18 protein-coding genes are annotated in these 22410 nt (G+C 52.4%); all 18 read right to left on the minus strand.

Annotated features, from left to right (window positions below):
- Window positions 1-13 precede the first annotated feature (13 nt).
- A complete protein-coding gene (locus ABIQ96_RS11705; protein ID WP_348214774.1) occupies window positions 14-1285 on the minus strand; it encodes an ABC transporter ATP-binding protein in 1272 nt (423 codons plus the stop codon).
- Window positions 1286-1387: 102 nt separating this feature from the next.
- Window positions 1388-2653: a nucleotide sugar dehydrogenase gene (locus tag ABIQ96_RS11710; RefSeq protein WP_348214930.1), complete on the minus strand. Its 1266-nt coding sequence runs from the start codon at window positions 2651-2653 to the stop codon at window positions 1388-1390.
- A 174-nt stretch (window positions 2654-2827) separates the two neighbouring features.
- Complete coding sequence (locus ABIQ96_RS11715; protein WP_348214775.1) at window positions 2828-3643, minus strand: ABC transporter permease; 816 nt, start codon at window positions 3641-3643, stop codon at window positions 2828-2830.
- 95 nt (window positions 3644-3738) lie between these two features.
- Complete coding sequence (locus ABIQ96_RS11720; protein WP_348214776.1) at window positions 3739-4740, minus strand: glycosyltransferase family 2 protein; 1002 nt, start codon at window positions 4738-4740, stop codon at window positions 3739-3741.
- Window positions 4741-4814: 74 nt separating this feature from the next.
- Window positions 4815-6161, minus strand: a complete 1347-nt coding sequence (locus ABIQ96_RS11725; RefSeq protein ID WP_348214777.1) for a hypothetical protein — start codon at window positions 6159-6161, stop codon at window positions 4815-4817.
- 86 nt (window positions 6162-6247) lie between these two features.
- Window positions 6248-7117 carry a hypothetical protein gene (locus tag ABIQ96_RS11730; protein WP_348214778.1) on the minus strand — a complete coding sequence of 290 codons (870 nt, stop codon included), beginning with the start codon at window positions 7115-7117 and terminating at the stop codon, window positions 6248-6250.
- 110 nt (window positions 7118-7227) lie between these two features.
- Window positions 7228-8415, minus strand: a complete 1188-nt coding sequence (locus ABIQ96_RS11735) for a glycosyltransferase family 4 protein (protein ID WP_348214779.1) — start codon at window positions 8413-8415, stop codon at window positions 7228-7230.
- A 210-nt stretch (window positions 8416-8625) separates the two neighbouring features.
- Window positions 8626-10056 carry a hypothetical protein gene (locus ABIQ96_RS11740; RefSeq protein WP_348214780.1) on the minus strand — a complete coding sequence of 477 codons (1431 nt, stop codon included), beginning with the start codon at window positions 10054-10056 and terminating at the stop codon, window positions 8626-8628.
- Window positions 10057-10355: 299 nt separating this feature from the next.
- Window positions 10356-10883 (minus strand): glycosyltransferase, encoded by a 528-nt coding sequence (locus tag ABIQ96_RS11745; RefSeq protein ID WP_348214781.1) that lies wholly within the window; start codon window positions 10881-10883, stop codon window positions 10356-10358.
- Window positions 10829-11287, minus strand: a complete 459-nt coding sequence (locus tag ABIQ96_RS11750; protein ID WP_348214782.1) for a UDP-N-acetylglucosamine--LPS N-acetylglucosamine transferase — start codon at window positions 11285-11287, stop codon at window positions 10829-10831. The genes ABIQ96_RS11745 and ABIQ96_RS11750 overlap by 55 nt, the downstream gene beginning before the upstream one ends.
- An 11-nt stretch (window positions 11288-11298) precedes the next feature.
- Entirely contained in the window at window positions 11299-12681 is a 1383-nt protein-coding gene (locus tag ABIQ96_RS11755; RefSeq protein ID WP_348214783.1) for a sugar transferase, read from the minus strand.
- Between the two features lie 53 nt (window positions 12682-12734).
- On the minus strand, window positions 12735-13631 hold the full coding sequence (locus tag ABIQ96_RS11760; protein WP_348214784.1) for a hypothetical protein: 897 nt from the start codon (window positions 13629-13631) through the stop codon (window positions 12735-12737).
- Window positions 13632-13830: 199 nt separating this feature from the next.
- Complete coding sequence (locus ABIQ96_RS11765; protein ID WP_348214785.1) at window positions 13831-16089, minus strand: Wzz/FepE/Etk N-terminal domain-containing protein; 2259 nt, start codon at window positions 16087-16089, stop codon at window positions 13831-13833.
- Between the two features lie 71 nt (window positions 16090-16160).
- Window positions 16161-17279 carry a DegT/DnrJ/EryC1/StrS family aminotransferase gene (locus ABIQ96_RS11770; protein WP_348214786.1) on the minus strand — a complete coding sequence of 373 codons (1119 nt, stop codon included), beginning with the start codon at window positions 17277-17279 and terminating at the stop codon, window positions 16161-16163.
- A 5-nt stretch (window positions 17280-17284) separates the two neighbouring features.
- Window positions 17285-17776: an acyltransferase gene (locus ABIQ96_RS11775; protein ID WP_348214787.1), complete on the minus strand. Its 492-nt coding sequence runs from the start codon at window positions 17774-17776 to the stop codon at window positions 17285-17287.
- Window positions 17777-17792: 16 nt separating this feature from the next.
- Window positions 17793-18929, minus strand: coding sequence for a Gfo/Idh/MocA family oxidoreductase (locus ABIQ96_RS11780; protein ID WP_348214788.1), 1137 nt, complete (start codon window positions 18927-18929; stop codon window positions 17793-17795).
- Entirely contained in the window at window positions 18871-19746 is an 876-nt protein-coding gene (locus tag ABIQ96_RS11785; protein WP_348214789.1) for a sugar transferase, read from the minus strand. Before ABIQ96_RS11785 ends, ABIQ96_RS11780 begins: the two co-directional genes overlap by 59 nt.
- 1088 nt (window positions 19747-20834) lie before the next feature.
- Complete coding sequence (locus tag ABIQ96_RS11790) at window positions 20835-22073, minus strand: hypothetical protein (RefSeq protein WP_348214790.1); 1239 nt, start codon at window positions 22071-22073, stop codon at window positions 20835-20837.
- Between the last annotated feature and the right edge of the window lie 337 nt (window positions 22074-22410).

Consider the following 22410-nt stretch of genomic DNA (forward strand, 5'->3'; position numbering starts at 1 on the left):
CTGGCCATCTGGATCACTGATGCAAACTCCATGAGTGCCGGACAAGAACGGAAGTTCCCTGCCAGCCTTCATGATGGAGTTTTCCGGTGCCGAAATAATCTCCGTCGATCACCTCGATCACGGATGCATCGTTGAGGTAATCCTGCATCGCCCGATCAGCTTCAATGTAGATATTGACGTGATAACGTCCTCCGGAAAGCGGCCAATCCGGCACAAGAAAATCGATGCGGCCTTCACCGGAAAGCTGAAGTTTGCGCCGGTCAACGAGCGCGGAGGAAAGCGCGAAATACTTTTTGAGATCCTTGCAGATCTCAACGCACACGATGCAGTCGTTCAGGACTTCACCTTCTTTGACCGAATAGGAAAGGCTCAGAATCACATTGTTCCCCGCGATCGCCTCGACGATGACATTGCCGGATTCATCCCTGAGATCGATCGCTGTCACCCTGATGTCGCCCTTGCCCGCACGGTCGCGGCGGTCCGTCAGACCACTGCTCGCTAACTCCGCACCTTTTGACATGTAGGAATTAACCACGTCCTCAGTCTCACCTTCCTGGATCAACTGGCCCCGATCCATCAGGATACACCGGGTGCACAAATTCTGGATCGCGGTCATTTGGTGACTCACCAGAATGACGGTTCTGCCCTCCTTGGCCGACACATCCTCCATTTTTCCGAGGCATTTTCGTTGGAACTCCGCGTCACCAACCGCCAGCACTTCGTCAACAATCAGAATTTCGGGTTCCAAGTGCGCCGCCACGGCGAAGGCAAGGCGCACATACATGCCGCTGCTGTAACGCTTCACCGGAGTATCGAGAAACTTGTCGATCTCCGCGAAGGCGGTGATCTCGTCGAACTTCCTTTTGATCTCCAGTCGGCTCATCCCGAGGATCGCACCGTTTAGGAAAATGTTCTCGCGCCCGGTCAGTTCCGGATGAAATCCCGTGCCGACCTCAAGCAGACTCGCCACCCGGCCGCGCAAACTGATCTTTCCCTTGGTGGGCTCCGTAATCCGGCTCAGAAGCTTCAACAACGTGGATTTGCCAGCACCGTTGCGGCCGATGACTCCCATCATCTCTCCTTGCTTGATTTCCAGACTCACATCCCTAACAGCCCAAAACTCCTCGGTCTTCTCCCGTTTCTCCCGCTGGCCAGAACTCGCCCATGCAAAGGGGGCGCGGATCGCCCGCTCGAGAACATGCCGCAGTCCGTCACCTTGTTCCGCCTGGCGTCCGATGAGGTAACGTTTTGAAAGATTTTCGACTGATATAATGGATTCGCTCATATGCCTATATGTATGACTCTATTCTCAAGATAATGTAAAATTACTGGCTCCGTCATGCTGAGCCACGGGTGAAATCGCCATCTCTTGATTCAGTCAATCGAATCAAGCTTTCCAGATTCTGCCTCTGGACGATTGGAACTCCGACATCACATTCCGTGTATCAACAATGCACGCAGCCCACTCGGCCAGTTCAGCGTAATTAATACACGTATGGGCGGTTGAGATTACCACCAGATCAAACCCGGAAATCGTCTCGCGGTTCCATTCCACTGATGGCGTCCCGGCCCACTCGGAGTGCTCGCGGGTCTGCCCGATGACTGGAACAAAAGGATCGTGATAGAAAACCTCACCGCCCTTGCGCTTCAGTAATTCCATGATCCTATAGCTGGGCGATTCACGTTCATCGTCCACATTCGGCTTATAGGCCAGACCCAGAACGAGAATCCGCGAACCATTCAGCGGCTTCTTCGCATCATTCAACGCTTCGGCAATCCGCTCCACCACATAACCCGGCATCGATGTGTTAATTTCACCTGCCAGCTCGATGAAACGGGTCGCACATTCGAACTCGTGAGCCTTCCACGTGAGATAAAACGGATCGATGGGTATGCAGTGCCCGCCCAAACCAGGCCCCGGATAGAACGGCATGAATCCGAAGGGCTTGGTCTTCGCCGCCGCGATCACCTCCCAGATATCAATTCCCATCGCGGCATAAACGATCTTCAACTCGTTCACCAAGGCGATGTTCACACTTCGGAAAATATTCTCCAACAGTTTGGCTGCCTCCGCCACCCGGCAGGATGAGACCGGAACCAGATTTTTCACCGCTCTTCCGTAAACGGCCAACGCCAGTTCAAGACATGCCGGGGTCAAACCTCCGACCAATTTCGGAACCTCCCCCACCTTGCTCGCGGGGTTACCGGGATCTTCACGTTCCGGCGAATATGCCAGATGGAAATCCACCCCGGCAACCATTCCCGATCCCTCTTCAAGAACCGCTCTCAAATTCTCATCGGTAGTTCCCGGATAGGTCGTCGATTCAAGAGCGATCAAGGTTCCCTTGCGCAAATGGGGAGCCATCGCGCGCCCAGTGTCCAACACGTAGGAAATGTCAGGGTCCCGATTTTTGCTCAATGGCGTTGGAACACAAATGATGACGGCAGCCACGTCCGCGATTTCGGAAAAATCAGTTGTTGCGGAAAAGCGCTGGTCACGCCTCGCCTCGCCAATGTCTTCGGACGAAATATGTTTGATATAGCTTTGACCGCCGTTCAATCGGTCGACCTTGGATTCGTCAACATCGATTCCGAGAACACGGGTTCCCGATCTGACAAACTGGAGCGCGAGGGGCAATCCCACATAGCCCATTCCGATGATCGCCACCCGGGTACCGACCTGGTCGTCGCGAGTTGTTTGTCCGGCTTCCGTATTTTGTGTGATGTCGTTCAAATTGATGGGCGGTTGCTTGCAGAAGGTTGAAATCTCCGGCGGCTCTTACCAAGAACAAATGTTCTTGGTCCCGAGCTCCCGAAGGAAGATCCCTCAAATCACGTCGGCAAACGTCCGCTCAGTCTTGCGGAAATACCAGATCCCCGTGACGATCAGAAAAATCACGCCTGCCACCGAAATATAAAACCCGGGCCAGTAGATGTTTGTTTCGCCAAGCAGAGCCCAACGGAACCCGTCAATGACACCCACCATGGGATTCAGCGAATACAACAGGCGCCATTCCGGAGGAACCACATTGCTGGAAAATCCCACTGGAGATATGTACAACCCGAACTGGACAACAAAGGGCACGATGTAACGAAAGTCACGGTAGCGGACCATCAGTGCCGAGATCCACAATCCAGATCCAAACGCTGTTGCGAAAGCCAGCAACACAAACACAGGAAGCACCAGAATCGTGGCTCCCGGAAGATATCTGTAATAAGCCATCATCAGACCGAGCAATACCGCCGAGATCAGGAAATCCACAAAGCTCGTGATCACGCTGCTAACGGGAACAACCAATCTTGGGAAATAGACTTTGGAGATCATGCCTGCATTGGAAACCAGACTGTTGCCGCTTTCTGAAAACGCCGTCGCGAAAAACTGCCAGGGAAGCATTCCGCAAAATACAAGTATTGGATACGGAATCCCGCCGGACGGCATCTTGGCGAGATTGCCGAAGATGAAGGTCAGCACGATCATCGTGAGCATCGGCCGGATCACCGCCCACGCCACACCGATGACCGTTTGTTTATAACGGACGAGGATATCACGCCACGCCAGGAAATAAAACAGCTCCCGATAACGCCAAAGGTCCCGCCAGTACTGACGCTCCGCACGTCCTGCTTCGATAGTGATCTCGTTCATAATAGATTTTGATAACAGAAAATTTCCGGCAGGCATCACGACTAACCGCCGCGATTTGCCTCACTCCAACCGGTCTTGTCAATCATGCAACTTGTTCATCGCATCCCGCCTCCGAGGCCCGCCGCCTGGCCGACAGATTCTTCTCTCGGTTCTTGCGGCAACGATTCAGTGAAACGGGAATCGAGAGGTTCAATGCAGGCTACGGGCCATGATGGAGATCTTCTGCGGATTGCCCGCCGGATCCGCTGGATGAAAAGCAACGCCTTTCCGGTGATGGCCGCACCTCTAGCAGAGCTACCGGCCAATCTGGTGGCAGAGATGGCCCCCATCAACTCCTCCCGCTCACGTTCCACCTCTTTTCTCAGCGAGGTACTGATCAGCGACTGATTCTGCAAAAACATGTCGAGCACATTGACGACCGCTTCCAAGTGGCGGGCGTGGTCTTTTCTCGCCGTCCCGCCCAGATTTCCGACGCTCTCGTATTTGCAGACCAGCGGGCTTCGGACAAATCCCCATTTCCCCTGAATCGACAACCGGAGCGCGAGGTCATGATCTTCCAGCAACCATAGATCCTCGTTGAATCCGCCGATCCTCTCAAACACTTCCCGCCTAACGACAACGACTTGGTTGAAAAGGACGAACCGGGTGGCAAGCAACTGCGAGAGATTGAGAATATAGCCGGCTTCCGATTTGCAATTGATCTCCGCGGCCTCGAAAGAGGTCATGGTTTTTCCAGGTTCACTTTCCAGCGTCGCATTGCAGATGCAACATGGAACGCTTTTGCCTCCCGCCTCGAGGACCTCCATCTGTCGCTCAATTTTTTCAGGAAGCCATAAATCGTCGGAATCGAGGAAAGCCAGGATTTCACCGCTCGATTCTTTCACTCCGAGATTTCTCGCCGCGGAAGGACCGCGGTTGGGCTGTTTGACGATCCGGATTTTATCGCCGTAGCTCTCCAAACTCTCACAGGTGCCATCCGTCGAGCCATCATCGGCAATGACGATCTCGATATCGGGATAGGTCTGCGCCAACACGCTTTCAACGGCTTGGCGGATCGTTCCGATTCGATTGTAGGTGGGAATAATTACTGAAACCATTTTCAATTGTCTAAAATGATAGGACCGGACGAAATATGTTTCGTGGAAACGACTCCACTCATTGCCGTCCTATTTCAAATGCCGTGGTGCGCCGGCGGAGGGTGCCGATCGTGACGGACACCCTCAATCTCGGCAGCGAAATCCATCTCATCCTCGTCCGCTTCCAACGACACACTTGAATAAAACGAACTGATGACCGCGACATTCAGCCAGAAGAAAATCATGGACTGATCGAAGTAGGCCACGGAAATGCTGGTGGCGGCGTGAGCCATCATCCCAGCCCCCATGCACCAGACCATGAACTGATCGTCCACCTCCAGAATGTCATCATACTGAAGAATCTTGCCAATCCAACTGAAGGCCTTGGTGAGAATCCAGATGACAAGGAGCATGGACGGAAGCCCTCCGAGAATCGCAAACGTGATATAGTAGTTCGTGATGTCGATGTGATTGCCGTTTCCGATCGGGACTCCATACGGCATCCAATGCCGCGTGTGGTCCGTTCCGGCGAACCACCATTCGCTAAAATGCGCGAAGAAAGTTTCCATCAACTGGGACCTGTGCCATCCGGTGCTGCCACCCGTGAGATCGATCTTCGAAATAAGATAGTACGCAGGTCGGGTCATCACCAACTCCGCAATCAGATAGGTTCCCACGGCCGCCCAGCGCAGTACGCTCACCAAAGGACGTTGATACCAAAGCATGATGGCACCAATGCCCATCAGCAAACTCATGATCGGCCCGCTCGACGCGGATGCGAAAATCATGAACAGGCAGACCATGATCCCGAGGATGGCGCTGCGGCGATGACGGGACCAGATTCCAACCATGAGAGGAAAGCAAACCGCTCCTACGGTGCCCGCAAGAATCGAATGTCCGAAAGGACCTTGCGCCCGGAACTTGCCTTCCCTCATGTCGACATTCGCGGGGACATATCCGAAAACCGAAAAATTGTTTTTCCCGGTGACGCGCTCCATGGCCATCTCGATCGCCACAGGTGTTAGGATGATGGCAAGTGCTTTCGCGATATCAGCGATTTCTCCCGCGTCGCGGATCCAGTTTCTGAACAGAAAATAGACAAAGGTGACGTTCATCACCACTCCCGAAGTGTAGATCGGCCCTGATCCCGGGATATACTGATGAAAGAAACTCGCGAACATCACCCAACATCCCCATAAGATCACCAGGGTATCGATTTTGTTGCGCCCGCCCGGTGCAAACTCCTTTTTGGCGAACACACGCACCATTCCCACAATCAACAGCATTCTGAAGATGGGAAGATTGATCAGCCCGAGGTTCAGGCTCTGTCCCATGGTCATGTAACAGCACCCTATCAGAAGTGGAACAGGAGCCAGCCTCCTGGGCACCGTCCACAGCGCGACTGCGACGGCGAAGAAAAACAGCGTGGCGGGAAAATTCATGGCGCGCGATGTTGGCAGGATATTTTTAGTATCCGGTCAAAACGAGTCAACTCTCCGCACGGCCTGTCAAAGGCCGGCAGGCATTCCTAGGAACGCATTCCGAGTTCTCCGGCAATTCTTGCCAGGCCCTCGGTAAAATATCTAAATCTCACTTTCGGTATCCCAACGAAATGCCGCAAGACCTGGCTCCCATTTGTTTGACCGTCCGTGTTCGAATACAAATCGGAGAAATATCCGGAACCCGGGAATCTGCTGGCGACCAGCGCGTAGTAAGTCTGACACGACCAGAAATGTCCTACCTCCACCCTTGGATCGGCATCGATTTTTCTCATCTGATCGTCAAGCTTCACAAAGTCTTCGATCCCGAGGCGAGGACACACCAGAAAACCCGCGCACAATCTCTGAGGAACCCGGGCACCGGTGATTTCCTGAAGAATTTCCGGAGTTGAAGAATAAGCATCCCGAAGATCCTTGCACCAGGCGAACTTCGAGGGTGATGCGCTCAAGGCATCAATCACTTCTTGTGGCTTCGAAAACGTCAGCACGTCGGAATCCATGATGAGCATCGTGGGGGCCTCTCCGAAAAAGTGAATGTCGACGAGTTGGGCGCTCGCCCAGTTCGAGCAACGCCACGGATAGAGATGAGTGGTTTTTTCGGCCAGTTCCCTCTCAACGGTCACATCGCTTTCGTTGCGATCGATGACCCTCACCTCGCCGATGATTTTTCTCCAACGATCCCCATCCTCTTCAGTCAAGGTTCCGTCGGAATGAACATAGAGACGAGCCTGGCCATCAAGAAAACGCATGATGCTCCAACTCGCCCAGATCCCCATGTCCGTGTCGCGATGACCGCACAACATGTGAAGTTCATACCGATTTTCGCGGAATGGCGGCAAGGGCGGAAGCTTGTCCAGCAGAGGGCGGTATTTTTCACGAACCGCTGGAATGGATTTCATCCTGCCGCGGTATGGCCATTGGTCCAAGACCACACACTTGATGGCACCAAGCTTTTTACGAAGGCTTCTGATAGCGGTCATGGGCTTGCTTTGCTCTGAAAATCCCTTGGTTACCGATCAAGCGCTTCCTGGTAAACCTCCAGAAGTCTTGCCCCTGCCGCATGCCAGGTGAGTTGATCGAGTTGGCTGATCGAGGCCGAGCGTAGCGTGCCCAGAAGTTCACGATCATCATTCAGCCGATCGATGTGCGAAGTGAGGGCGTCCAGGTCCCGCGAGGCGTGAACCATCGCGTTCTCGAGGTGGCTGCAAACCGCCCCGGATGCATCGGAAACCAACAGAACACATCCGGATCCCCGCGCTTCATAGGTCACCAACGCACTCCCCTCTTCTATCGATGAGAGAACAAACAAGTCCGATTGCCTCATCAACTCGGGGATATCGTTACGATGTCCAAGAATTTCGATGCTTGGATGATTAAGCTGATCACCCAGTTTTTCACGGTAACCCGGAACGAAATCACCGCAAATCATGAACCGGCCATTTTGGCTGGCCTTCGAGGCAAGCCAAGCCTGAAGCGCGTAATGCAGCCCCTTTCTGGGAGTACACAGACCCACATAGATCATCACCAGGCCCTTGCCAGGGTTGGCGGTTTGGTCTCCAGGCCAAATCGCGGATTGGTCGTATCCATACTGATGACGGAGTAGCTTTTCAGGTGAAAAGCCCTTGTCGAGAAACGTTCTCTCCACGAATTCAGAAGGGCATAGTAGAAAATCACCTTCGGCATACTCCGTCAGTTCGTGCGCAAGATTGACGGCATCGAACTTGTGTTCGTAACCGTCCGGCAATTTGAAATCGATCAGCCCGCACTCCTCGTCAACCACCTCGTAAGCAAAACCGGTGTGGGTGTTAGGTCTTTCCATGACAACGGGGATGCCCAACTTCTTGGCGGCGCGGATCGTATACAGACTTCCCAACGGCCATGTATGAACGATGTCGATTTCCTTGGAATGGGATTTGAGCCAATGTGACGTCCGCCAGTCATGAAGCATTGCCATGCGCCGCGCTCCCAACAGCCTGAACGGGATACGTAGTCGGCGCCCGAGGGACAGTGTCTTTCTCAATTTAACGTCAGCGGGAGGCACCCTCAGCGCAGACCCCACAATCGCGGTCACATCCGCGCCGGCCGAATCAAGGCCGAGGACCTGCTGCCATGCCGTCCAACAAATGCGCCCCGCTCCAAGCCTGTGCGGGAAACTGTAGAGAACCCGGACTGCCTTTTTTTCAGTGGATTTTGACATGCGGTTGTTTTGAAACAAGCGGGATTGGCGATCTCGGGAAAAAGTCAAATGATCCAAGGAACGAATGGATTCTGTCCCGCAAAACGCCTCGGGACTTTACCCTCTCGTTGGCCTGCTGAACTCCGAAGCAACGCGCTCGGCATTGTCGCTGCATCGCAGGCATTTCTAAAAACGCCATCGCACCGGTCCAGATGCCGGAATCAAAAACGTTTATTTGACCACTTTGACTCCCGTGACTTTCGATGGAGGCGTGCTGGTATCCACCGGCGGAATCGTCCCTCCGGCGATGTAGGTCTCCCACATGTCGCGGGTAAAAAACGTGATTTGATCGCTATATGCTGGAAGCACTCCCGAAGCCGTGCCCTTTTTCAAAGGATAATAACGTTCGGTAATGTAACGATAATAGGCCTCTTGATTCATTTCCGTCCTGCCGCCCATGAGGGTGACGGTGGCAATCACCGCGCAGTTCGGAGCACCGTTTACATAACGGTAACCCGGATCAGCCCAGAAGTCGGACGAAGCCCGTTCCTGCTGAGATCTCCCGTCCGAACTCCATTCAGGCATCCCAAGCATGGCTTGAGTGTAAGGTACCGCCGGTACCGACAGGCCGGTTGCCCGGGGTCTATCAATATCCGACTGGAGGATGAAATAATGGTTCTGGAATTCTTGAAACGGACCTCTCGAACCGTTTGCCTGGATGAGCATGTCACCATCTCCCAGAACTTTCGCGGCGATATAAAGCGGGAGGAATCTTCCCAAATTGTGGCCGCCGTTGGACTGCCATTGCATGCCGTTGTTAATCAACCCGTGAATATCGATTCCCCATTGGCACATATTGATCAATAGTCGTTCCTTGGTGGCGTTGCTGACATTGGTCTGCAGGAACAAACCCGCACCGCTGCTGATGTGGGAAATCTCGCGGCCATAAGTGCGGCGGGGATAACCGCCGTCTTTGTTCTCAGCCCATGAAGCTTTCCATTGGGAGTTGAGATAGTTGTAGTGCATCTCGAGCAGCGGCCTCTGAGTGGCATTCTCCAGCCAAACCCTGCTCGGAACATTCGCGGCATTCGGAGCAACCAAGCTCCTGAGCGCGGAGTAGTTCATCTTGGAGACATTCCAATTGGACTTGATGGTCTTGTTAGCTCCGGCATACGGAGGACGAAAACTTCCGGCCGGAGGCGCGGTGGACAAGATTGTCAGAACAGCGGTTTCCTTGAACCAAGTCTTTTCCATCAAATCTCCTGCCGTCCAGGTGTTCGGGTTGTTGATCGTGGAATAGAGGGAATTTTCCGGCTGGATGGTCACCGGTAGCTGCATCGCTACATTTTTATCCGCCGCATAGGCTGGCGAGTTGGTCCCTGAATCATAATATAACCCCTGCGGTTGTCCCGGTATGGGATTGATCATCGAACCATTGACACTGAAGCTGGTAACCACCGGGGCGGGTGTGATACTTGTAACAGTAACCGGGCCGATCACCCACCAGTCGCCGTTGACGAATTGTCCAACGGTGCGGTCTGTCGAAAAGGTCCACGTAATGCCGTATTGCGAAACCGAAGACGCAGCGCGTGCGGAGGATACGAAACACGCGCAAATGCAGACAGCCATCAGGGACATCCGGATCGAGTTGAGAATTTTCATGGCTGGAAAATCAAAATTTTGTTAGGAACAGCAAATAATCACGTTTCGTTTTCAAAAATGCCTTACAAAGCAGCTAAATCAAGCCGATTTTTTAAAACGACCTGTAATTCACTTGGCTCGAAGGTCTTGGCTAAATCGTTTTTTATTTGCCCGCAGGTTTCAGAAGCGAAGGCGCGAAATTTGGCTCCGATTGAGTGCATCATCCAGCGATAAAATTCAATACACTTATAATCAACGTGATACACATCTATTGATCATGAATTGACTTTGTATATGCGACGGCGACCCCCAGTTGCCGTTTATTCCCAGATAAATTGGCGGATACCGTTCACAAGTCCCTCGCTTGCGGACGAACCGATCCTTCGACTTGGCTCCAACTCATCCAAATGGTCCAAACGATAACGGAGCTCGTCCTCATCGAACGCCACATTGACGTTTCCGATTTCCTTCATCCGGACGGCGGTGGCGGTTTGATGCTCATTCCTGTGTTCACCCAATTTGGCCAACTTCGGCATGACCAGGATCGGCTTGCCGTGAAAGAGCGCGGAAAGAATCGTCCCCATTCCCGCATGGGAAATGATGATCTTCGAGGCGTTGAAATATTCGCCGAACTCAACGGGCTGAAGAAATTCCGCATGGCGAATGTACGTCGGTTTCCACCCCCCTTCGCCGATCTGGGCGAAGACATCTTGCCTTTGATTTTCGCGAGCCCAAGCATCCACGATTCTGACCATCCGGTCAAAAGGCAGGTCGGTTCCGACGGTCACCAATATCATAGCACGCTTCCCATCCATTGAGGTCCGTTTTCGCCGGCCAAATGTTGCCATTGGGTCAACCAGAGATCGACGAATTCCCCGGCCTTCTGTCCTGACATGGAGAGCTCCTCGGCATTTGCCACGCTATCTACCCAGATCACCCGCGCTCCAAGCCACTTTCCGAATCTGACCCCGAAATATCCAGGTGCGGCACCGGTTGAAATCACAACATCCGGACGCTCGCGCAAGAGGAGCAGGAAAATACCTGCCGCGCTTTTAAGGAGCTTGAATTTGTTCCAGCGATTGCCATCGCAAATCAGTCGGAATTCCGCATCGCCGACGTCCTTTCGATAACCTTCGCGCACGGTGGCATAAACTACGTCGGATCCTTCAAATGCCGGCCTCAGCCGGAGCAGTTGAACCCAATGTCCCCCACCTGACGAAATCGCCAGAACCTTTTTCTTCCGTTCAGCCATCTCCACGATTTTCAAGATGCTCCACGTCCGAATAAGACCGCAGGGACCGTCTTCAGCAGAATCTTCAGATCCAGCAGCAAAGACCAGTTTTCGATGTATTCATGGTCCATTTCCATCCAGTCTTCGAATGAAACGCTGTTACGACCGCTGATTTGCCAGATGCAGGTAATCCCCGGTTTCACCGAGAGCCTTTTCCGGAAAAGCCATTCATACCGCTTCACCTCGTCCGGCAACGGCGGACGCGGGCCGACGAGACTCATTTCCCCGCTAAGGACGTTCAACAACTGGGGCAGCTCATCGATGCTCAATTTCCGGATGAAACGGCCGATCGCAGTGGTCCGCGGATCGTTCTCAATCTTGAAGGCTGGACCATCCCGTTCGTTGAGATGCTGTAGTTCAAGCTTCCGATCCTCGGCATCGGCGACCATCGAGCGGAACTTGTAGAGACGGAACTGACGTTGATTCATTCCCACCCGGTTTTGAGAGAAGAACACGGGACCCGGGCTGGTCAGTTTGATCAAAATCGCGACCACCAACATCATCGGCATGAGGATAATCAGGACGGCCAGTGAGACGGAAGCGTCGATCAATCGCTTTGCCAACAGTTGGACTAACAATTGTTCGCGGAAAAGAGTAACAACGTACTCATCGTCGAATTCCTCGATGTACATATTCCTCAACAAGGTTCCATCGGCAAAATTCGGCATCAACCTGACAACAACTCCCAGGTCCCTGGCATTCTGGACAATCATGGTGATGTCGCTGAAGCGGGAATCAACAGGCAGGCACACCATGATTTCATCCACCCGCTCTTCAGTTAGAATGGTTCTGAGATTCTCAAGAACGCCGAGAACCCTTCGCTCATTCTTCCGCGCATCCAACTCCTCGCGGGCGGAAGCCGTCTCGGCGACAAAACCGACAATCTTATATCCCAGCTCCGGCTTGTCGTCGATTCGATCCGCGACCTCAAAGGCCCGGTCGTTCGCTCCGACCACCAGCAGGAAGCGGTAATTGTATCCCGAGCGTCGCGCGCTCAGCAGCACCAGCCTGAGCAACAACCGGGCCACAATCCCAAAAGTGGTTACAATCGCGAAGAAGATGAGGATATTGAAAATGTTAAAACTCTGGACGGAAAAAACCGCACAGATGATCATGAGCCAGAACGAGGCGAATCCGGTCGCTTTCACCAGATTCTTGACCTGCGTGTTGAGTGCGACCAACCGATCCGCTTTATATCGGATAAAGTAATCGAAAATGCCAACCCAGCCGGCGGCGAGGATAAGCATTCCAATCGTATCCTCGATGTGGAATGTCGCATTCAGGATTTGAGCTCCGCCCTGAATGACTCTCTCGGGACGGAAATAGATAATGCCGAGCCCTGTAACGATCAACATTAGTTGATCCAAAAGGCGGAAGATATGGATTAACAGTTTGTGTCTTAGCCTGATCATGGTTGTGGGGGGAGATTGAGATTTTCCTGCGGAATTCCGCATGCTTGATTGTTTACGGGATTTGAAATCCCGTCGCGATACCACTGGGCCAGTTCCCTGGCCAAGGGATTCCAAAACATTCCCTCGTAGTTCTCGCGGGCGTATTTCATAAATTCAGCGATCAAATCCGAGGAATAAGTGGAAGATGATGAACCCGACTTCGTAAAGTCGATATAGTCCGGGTGGATGTTCACAAGGGCGAGTCCGCCATGCCGCGTGATCCAATCGAGCTTCTGCTTCCAGATCCGTGGCGTCGTTTCCCGCAACAGCAGGAACAACGTCGAATCCTGAGGCAGAGTGTAGGAAAGTTCGACATATCCCGAATTTCCGTCGCCGCCCGGCGACTTCACGAGAAACGGAAATATTGTTTCCGAGCCATCCGGCTGTGGTTCAAACGGGTCCGTATCGAAGGTGGACGCGTCATATAAAATGTTCAGGTCGTGGAGCCAATCCAATTGGTGAAGCATGAACCCCGAACGAAATCCAACCGCATCCCAATCCTTGAGGTAGTCGTTGATATATTTCGCCTTCCGAGTGAAGCTCTCCCTGGATTCATACAGTTGCCCGTCGTGGTTGAGATCATGCACTCCCACTTCAAAACCATTGTCCACCAGCCATCGGCGAAGGCCCGCCGGATCCTCATAGGGCCCTTGTGGAATGAAATTGAATGAGGAGCGGAACCCATAGCTCATCTCCAGTTCAGCGAGTTGGCGGACGTTTCCAATACCATCTTTTGATTCAACGTCATGGGTGAAAACCAGCGCGAACTTTTTGCCGTCGGGCCAACCTGTCCAGCCGGGAGGTTTGCTGCCGGCCGATTCATTGATCGGCCACAGACCCGCGCTTTGCCTCATGATTCCCGGAATCCGACTGCGCCGGATGATCCAGCGGATGCTCCTTGGAATGAACGGCTTTACCCTGAAATAGGCGCGAGCCAGGATGCCATGCGATCCACTTGCCATCGCACGGGATACCGGATGCTTCGCGTGTTGCAGCATTTGATCGTGTAGGAAATGAATTCTTACCAGCGTGAACGTCTGAAATCAGAGCCTTTCAACTCTGGCCGATAAGCCAACCAGGCGCATGGGATCGGGTTTTGTTAAAGATACAGGATACATCCGCCTTTCCTTTACCTAGTTCCGAGTAACCCCACTTCAAGGCATCGCGACTGGTATTTTCCGCATCGAGGACAAGGATCACCTTGTCCATCAATCCAGCCATTGTCAGAGTCCTGCTGGTCTGATCAATCGGCGGCATGTCGAAAATGATATAATCGTAATCACTCGCCTGGAGATGAGGCATCATTTCATACAGATGCATCGGTGAAAACGTGGTGAGTCCGCTCTCGTCGCGCCGCGCCGTGGCACTCGCGTAATAGAGATTCTGATCGCTTGCTTTGAACTGCGGACCCTTCGCGAGCTGAAGCGCTCCAGTCAGACTGTATCGTGCGACCTCGCCGAAGATCGGATTATCCTCGGGATGATAGGAACTCAAATCCACCAACAACACCTTGGCCCCGTTGATCTCGGAAAATGACTTTGCCAGTCCGGCAGCGATGGTCGATGCTCCCGCGCCTTCGGACAGTCCCGTTACCGCGACCAACTTCGGCTTGTGAGTGACGTTGTTGACTTCGAAGTTGAAGATGATGCGGTCCCGAATGGTTTCCGAGTAGGGCAGGATGAAATGGTTGGCTTTCCGGATGGCGGTCTCAGGTGTGATTTTATGTTGGATGACAGACTCCTTGGTAGTACCATTGGTTCCAATTCTTGGGACGTTCGGTTCATGAGCGAGCATGAGTCCTCCACGGTCTTTCCTCTTGATATAGGGTATCGACAACAAAAGCGGCAATTGCAGGCGAGCTTGAATGTCGGTAGGCCGCTTGATCCGGCGGTCGAAGAGGAGTTCGATCAGGAAAGCAAGACCGACTCCGATCCCTATTCCGGCGGCAGCCAGACCAGCGACAATTTTCTTGGTAAGTTTGTCGTAGGTCGGTTTGGGTGTCGAAGGATCCTGAATGACCCTGAGGTTAGGCATTCTTGTCGGGTCCAGTCTCTTGTCGAGAATCGCGTCTTTCAGTTTAAGTTCCAGAGAACGATACTCCGCATCCTCGAGCTGTCTCCTCCGGTCAAGAACTTCGATTTGCGAACCCAATGCATATTGCTCTTTGTATTGCTCATCGATCTCCTCGAGGTGTTTTTCGTATGCTTTAACCTTGGCGGTAACAGACGCCAGATTCGCTTTTTCCGAAAATAAACTCATTTCGGGAGATTTTGAATCGCTATCCAACAATGCGGATTGCGTGAGGAGTTCGGGATATTTAACAACCAAATCCCTTCGCTTTGACTCCGCTTCGTTGATTCGCTCTTGAGTTGCCGAAACCAAGCGATTTCCCGATGTGAATTTCATGCGCAGTTCAAGATCTCGCTTCTGAAGAACTCCGAGCATATCCAGCAGGGCTTTGTATTCGCTGAGAACCTGCAATGGGACTTTGCCGCCCAGAGCGCCGTCCTTTGGATTTTTTTTCACCCCGTTTTCTCCTATTTCCTCCGCATACAAGGGTGATTTCTCAAGCGCTTCGATATGAGCGGCCTTTTCAGCCAGTTCCGCTTTGGCCGCCATCAAGTCTTCGCGGGTTCTCGCCTTTTGGTTTTCCAGTGCACCCGTCGCCCCTGCCAAAGTAGTAATCCCTGAATCCGATCTGAGTTTGTCCAACTCCGTCTCAGTTTGTTTCAGGCGAAGACGAACTTCTTCCGATTGTTTGGAAACATCATCAAAAGCGGCAGCGGAACGATGAAGTTCCAGATGCTTGATCGAATATTGTTTCACGAGTTCATTCAGCACCAGCACCGAGTAGTCGCGATTTGGATTGCTATAGCTGATATGCAACACGTTGTTTCCCGGCGTCACCCCCACCTCAAGGTGACCGAGGATGGTAGCGGCCGCATCCGCCAGTTTAGCCCCCTGCGGCGCGTCCGGCAGGATCTTATCGATCCCCACAGCATCGGCGACGGCCAATGCGAGATTCTCACTGGTGATGATTTCCACCTCAGTATTGATGACTTGATCGCCAGGGCCTCCCGAAGTGTTCGTTTGAGACTGAAAATCATCCACAGTGCTCCGGTTCAGCACATAGCTGACGAGAATATTCGCCTGCGACTGATAGAGCACTTCGCGGTTTACAAATACAAATGCGGAGGCACCGAAACCCAGCATGGAGAGGATCAAGATCTTCCATTTGTGTTTGAAAAGAATATAGAGGATATCCTGGACGCCGAATGCTTCCTGGGGACTTTGTTTTTGAGACTTTTGCATCAGAATCCGGTGAGTTGGATGATTGGATCGAAATTAATTAATGAATGGTCGGACGAATTGCGGCAAGTCCGTCAGGCTGCCTTGCAAGGAATAAGGACTTCCTTGACGGCCTCGATGACCACTTCGATTTGCACGTCATTCAATTCGGGAAACATGGGAATGGAGATGAAACGGTCAGCACATTGCTCGGAGACCGGGAAATCACCTTTTCTGTAACCCAGATCGGCGTATGCCGGCTGAAGGTGGATCGGGACTGGATAATGCACCCCATATCCGATTCCCTTGTCGGTGAAGGTTTCAATGAGCCTCAAACGCTCGCGTACCTGAAGGGCGTAGACATGATAGACATGCTCTGCATTTTTGTCTCTCCAGGGAGTAATGATACCATCAGTTGAACTGAACGCCTCTTCATATTTCCGCGCATGTTCGCGCCGCAATTGATTGCCTTGGTCGAGATATCCCAATTTGACCCGCAGAACCGCCGCTTGGATAGAATCCATCCTGCTGTTCCAGCCGACGATCGAGTGATGATTTTTCAGGGCTTGTCCATGATTTCTGAGGACGCGCAGCTTCGTGGCCAGATCTTCGTTGTCAGTGACCACGGCACCGCCTTCACCCATGGCTCCCAGGTTTTTAGCGGGGTAGAAACTGAAGCAACCGGCATTGCCCAGCGATCCGGCTTTGCATCCTTTGTAGACAGCCCCGTGGGCTTGCGAGGCGTCCTCAATAACGGGAATTCCGTATTTTGCGGCCATTCGATTGATCGCATCCATTGCCGCTGGCTGGCCAAACAAATGCACGGGAATGATAGCCTTGGTTCGCGAGGTCACAGCATTGCCCACTGCCGATGGATCCATGGTGTAGGTTCTCTCGTCGATATCCACAAAGACGGGCTTCGCTCCTGTCATTGTGATTGCTTCGGCTGTCGCGAAAAATGTCATCGGCACGGTGATCACCTCGTCTCCGGGGCCGACTCCCATTGCCAGCATTGCAAGCCACAATGCGTCCGTTCCGGATCCAACCCCCACCGCGTATTTCGTTCCGCAATAATCCGCAAAATCGTTTTCAAAGTCCTCTACGAAGGATCCGCCTGAGAAACTCCCAGAGTCGACCACTTCGTCAATGGCGCGACGAATCTCCTCCCGCATCGGAGCATGATGCGCTTGAAGATCGAGAAACGGAACTTTCACGGTTTCTAATTTTTCGAGGATTTCACAAGTCTCGCCGGGTTTCCGACAACAGTTGTGTTAGGAAGCACGTCCTTCACCACCGTGCTGCCGGCACCGATCATGGCATTCTCGCCAATTGTGATTCCGCCGAGGAGGGTCGCGCCCGATCCGATCGATGCGCCGCGTTTAACGAGAGTCGGGTGGCATTTCCAGTCTCCCTCCTTCCGAAGCGCCCCGTCAGCGGCAACCGATGTTGGAAACAGGTCGTTCGTAAACATCACTCCGTGGCCGACAAACACTTCGTCCTCGATGGTGACGCCCTCACAAATGAAGACGTGGCTGGAAATCTTGCACCGGGCTCCGACCTTCGCGCCTTTTTGGATTTCAACGAAACATCCGATCCGTGTTTCGTCACCGATCTCGCAGCCGTAGAGATTGATGAAATCATACAATATGACATTGCTGCCGAGCTTCACATCGGACGCAACCCGTAGGCTGTGCGTGTTTCCTTCGCTCATGATTCGAGGTGTTTGATCAACCCGCTTCCGACATCGGCAGCAGTTCCGCAGTTGGCGTTGAAATTCCGGAATTCGACAAGGTGACGGGTCCGCCTTTGGCTCTCAGCGAACTTTCGCACGCTTCAAGGACCCTCACCACGGCGAGGCCGTTGGCGCCGCATGATATGGGAGGGCACCGATGCACAATGCATTCGATGAAATGACCGCACAAAGTCTGCAGCGGTTCGCTCTGTTCGATATGGGGAATATAGCAATCCCCGTAATGGTAGGAGTAGTGAAACTCGGCAAAGCTATCATAATGTGGCGGGCATTCCACCCTCACGTCGTAAATCTTTATCTTTTCGAGGGGCTGCAGATCATCATAAACAATCATCTTGCGTGTCCCGACAAACGTCATTTGCCTTACTTTCTTGGGCTCAAGCCAACTGTTCTGGATGGTTGCGAATTTCTTGTCCGCGAAGATGAGCGAGATATTGGTAACATCCTCAACGTCCGGATTGATATGGGCGTTGCCCTGGCAGTTGACTACCTGCGGCGGCGAGCCCATGACGTGAAGAATGATCGAAAGGTCATGGGGAGCCAGATCCCATGCAACATTGATATCTTGTTGGAAGAGTCCCAGATTGAGCCGCTGGCAGTTGATATATCGGACATCGCCGATGTCTCCACTGGCGATTATTTCCAGAATTTTTCTGACAGCTTCCGAGTAGAGATAGGTGTGTCCTACCAGAAGGACCAGTTTTCGATTGCGGGCGATTTCAATGAGTTCCTCGCATTCGGCCACCGAACCCGCCATCGGCTTCTCAATGAGAACATGCTTGCCGGCAAGCAAGGCCGCCTTGGCGAGCGAATGATGGGATTTCAGCGGAGTGGCGATGACCACAGCGTCAAGCTCCGCTCCGGCGATCATCTTTTCAAAGTCCTGATAAGCGAGCGCCTCGGGATAAAGTTTCCCCATGTGTGCCAGGCGATCCTCACTAAAGTCACAAACCGCGGCGAGGCGGGCCGATGTCAATTTACCGAAGTTTCGCGCAAGATTTGGCCCCCAGTAGCCATACCCGACGATTCCAACGGCAATTGGATTTCTCATTTCATCAGCCAATTCGTTGAGTGCTGCACTTGGAATTGCCTTCGTGACGGGAGTTACGTGCAACTTGGCGAGCGGCGAATTTTTGACGAGCGGCTTGGGACATTTGATGGATCAGCACGGATGGAGTCCGCAACATGATCCCAAGATCCATGATGAGAGTGGTATGACGCACATATTGGATATCCATGGCGTTCATTTCACTGAAGGTGGACTGGTTTTTACCACTCACCTGCCAACTGCCCGTGAGGCCGGGAAGGGCGTTGAAGCGTTCCCTTTGCTGGGTGGAGAAAAAGGCGTACTCTTGGGGAAGGCACGGCCGGGGTCCGACCAAGCTCATCTCACCCTTGAGGACATTGAGCAACTGGGGCAATTCATCGAGACCGGCTGCTCTCAGCAAACAACCTCCCGGAATCAAACGCGAGTCGCATAGAAGATCGAGTTTGATCATCGGACTATCGGATTTCACAAGGTGTCTGAGATAGGTCTCGTGACGACTCGTTCCGGCATTCATTTTCATGCTGCGAAACTTGTAGAGCACAAAACTCCGGCCATCTTGACCGATTCGCTCCTGGCGAAACAGTGCGGGGCCGCGCGACACAAGCCTGATCCACAAGACGATCAGAGCCATCAGGGGCAAGACAATCGGCAGACTTAGCGCGATGCACGAAAGATCCAGACCGCGCTTCCAGCCGATGTCGGGTAAGGATCTCTGCTTCGATTCGTCGGGCGAGTCAACCCGAAGTGCCGATGTGGCAGTCAGGGAGCCGAATAAGCGATTGTAGTCGCTGGAGCTAGGCGCATGGCCTTCGGTATGAGATAGGGTACCCGGAAAAGAAGATGACTTCCTCTTGGGATTCTTTGCTTTAACAGCAGTGGTCATGGGGGGGTGGGGGGGTGGGGGGGTGGAACTGTAAATCAATTGGTTATGACATGTTCATGAAAATTTAAGAGTTTGGGTTTAAGGAGTCTGAAATGATGAAATTTTTAGAATTCGGAACAAAAACGCTGCCGCCCGTGGTCAATTAGGGCAATCAAGCACTAAAACCAAGTGGGGGAATTCGGTCAAGATGTAATGTTCGTTTCATTCCGTTGATTAATTCGACCGGAAACCCCGCTTCAGTTCAATTGCGAGGCTTCCGAACAGAGGCTGTCATAAGGACGACCTCCCGAATTTTCAAGGATAATTACGAACGTGGCAGTTTCCTATCGATTGTCAGTTGATTATCAATAAAATACGTAAAAGTTAATTAAACTCCGGTGTTAGGCAGTTTTCAAAGGTCGCTGATACCTTGATCTTTTCCGAGGCATTCGCGCAAGGTCATTCAGGTCCATTCCATTGCCACACGTCCCCCCTTCGGCGAGTGCGGTCAAATCGGAGCTATTGCGGGAAAATCCCGCTATGCCCGAATTCGAAGCCACAAGAATCTCACCCTGAATCCCGGCGCGGGAGACTGTTTCACGGACACCGGAATGGAATTGCGCTCTGTTGGGCCGACGGCTCCCGTTCGCAACAGCGAGACGGCAAGCAGCCCTTGCATGACGGATATTCAAGAGCGTGCGTGAACAATCGTAAATTTTCATCTCAATCGGGGGGAGAAAGTGGTTCCGCTAACTTCTGCCACTCAGCATGCTGATTGGCGATTCGAAACAACTTACTTGGGGGATCATGCCTTAAAAATCATGATCGATAACTACGTGATCACGTAACGTCGACATTTCCGGAGTTGCGGAATCGTCACGACAAAGCAGGAAACCCAACTCTGGCAATGCGGATGGAATGTTCGAAGACATTGAATCAGGGGAGAAAAAATTAGCGCGGTCCACACGGCAATCGCCTCGATGCGTAACACCACTCCGTCAAAATAGCAGCAAGCTTGCCAGCCCCGGTATTTTTAAGGGCGCATGTGAATCCGTTTCCGCCAGGAAACCGATTCAACACCGTTTCCGATTTCCTCAATCAGTGGCAGACTAAAACTGCACGTCCAATCCCGCAAATATCTGGAATTGATTCCAGTCGACCTGGCCATCATTCACCGAATAGCGGATCTTGGATTGGAAATCCAAACGCTCTGAGAACAACTTTCTGCGATACGAAAGGTAAGTGCTGACATTGCTCTCGTTACCCAACTGGGTACCCACGGTGCCGACTCCCTCGTAGTTTGAAAAATTCAGATCCACCCCGGCACCCACGGTCGCTCTGAGCAAATTTCGATCCACACCATTGGAAATCAAAAGATTGTTAACCACATAGTTTGTATCGGTAGGAGATGGAATCGTGATATATTGAATGGTGCTTCTCCATGCCCAGAGTTCGCTGATGGCGTAAGTCGCATTGAAATTACCGGTCATTCCAACCGTACTGCTTTCGTCATCACGGGAACTTTTCGCGTATTCCACCCCCAATGCACCGGTCACATAAATCCTTTCACCCACCTTGTATTGAGCCTGCATGTACAAGGCCCAAGCATCGCGGGTTCCCGTGTTGTCCGATTTTGTGGTCGTGTAGCGGATCGCAGGACCAAAACTGAACCGCTCGGTGGCAGACCAGTAGCCGCCGAATTGGCCGGTGTAGATCTCCGCGCCATCCAAGGAACTGGTTCCGTAATCGGACATCGCAGCAGTCCAACTTGTCGACAATGAGGTTCGCGGTGCGATCTGGTAAGCGGCCGCCACTCCGGTGCTCAAAAGCGATCCGTTCACGAATTGTCCGCTCAAACGGTCGGTCCCGGATATTTCACTGAGTCTGGTATAAGCGGTAATGACCGTTTTAGCCCCAATGATCGTCATTGAAATATCACCCGATTGATCAAACGAATTAAGATCCGGGTTATTGATATAGGCTCTCGCGACCGGATGATAGTTGGCTGCGATGGTAAACTTCGCACCTCCTTCAGGATCAGTGGTGTAGCTGAGCCACGGCGATAAGTTGGTCGAGACCTCGCTCTCCGGATCATCTTCCGAGAGAAATAGATTGGAGTCATAAACTGTCTGGACTCCCAAGCCGTAGGCAAAGCCTCCTTTGAGGCCCGGACCGGAGCCGAAATTCAATCCTTCGCCCAAGGGGACCAAATTGACCAAGCTCAACGAATCAGGGCTGCCCACTTGGGTGGTGAAATCCTGCCCGTTTACGGGACACGACAACGGCAACCACGCCCCCAGCAGGGCGATTGTTACCTTGCTGGTGGAGATTCGGGGGGTGCTAAACATAGGATGAAGGTTGAACAAAGGCAGATATTTTTAAAGAAAACCTTGATATCTGTCAATCCCATTACCGACGTCGGAAATCCCTGCCCCAAGGATGATCTTTGATTCAAAGATCCGGATATAGAAAGATCCCTATCGGAGGAGTAAGGAATCGATTTTCCCATGGTTCCTAAGCTCGTTGCGATTGCGGCATCAAAAACCGGTTCCGATTTGCAAAATGGGACGTCTATATCAGGAATTCGACTCAAATCGCGATGACTGACACATTGAATGTCAATTTGTTCAAAATTATTTACGATAATTCTTGTTAATTTTCCCATATTTTTTACATTCCGTGAAA

Origin of the sequence: Luteolibacter sp. (genome assembly GCF_039920825.1) — a bacterium.
Classification (GTDB): domain Bacteria; phylum Verrucomicrobiota; class Verrucomicrobiia; order Verrucomicrobiales; family Akkermansiaceae; genus Luteolibacter.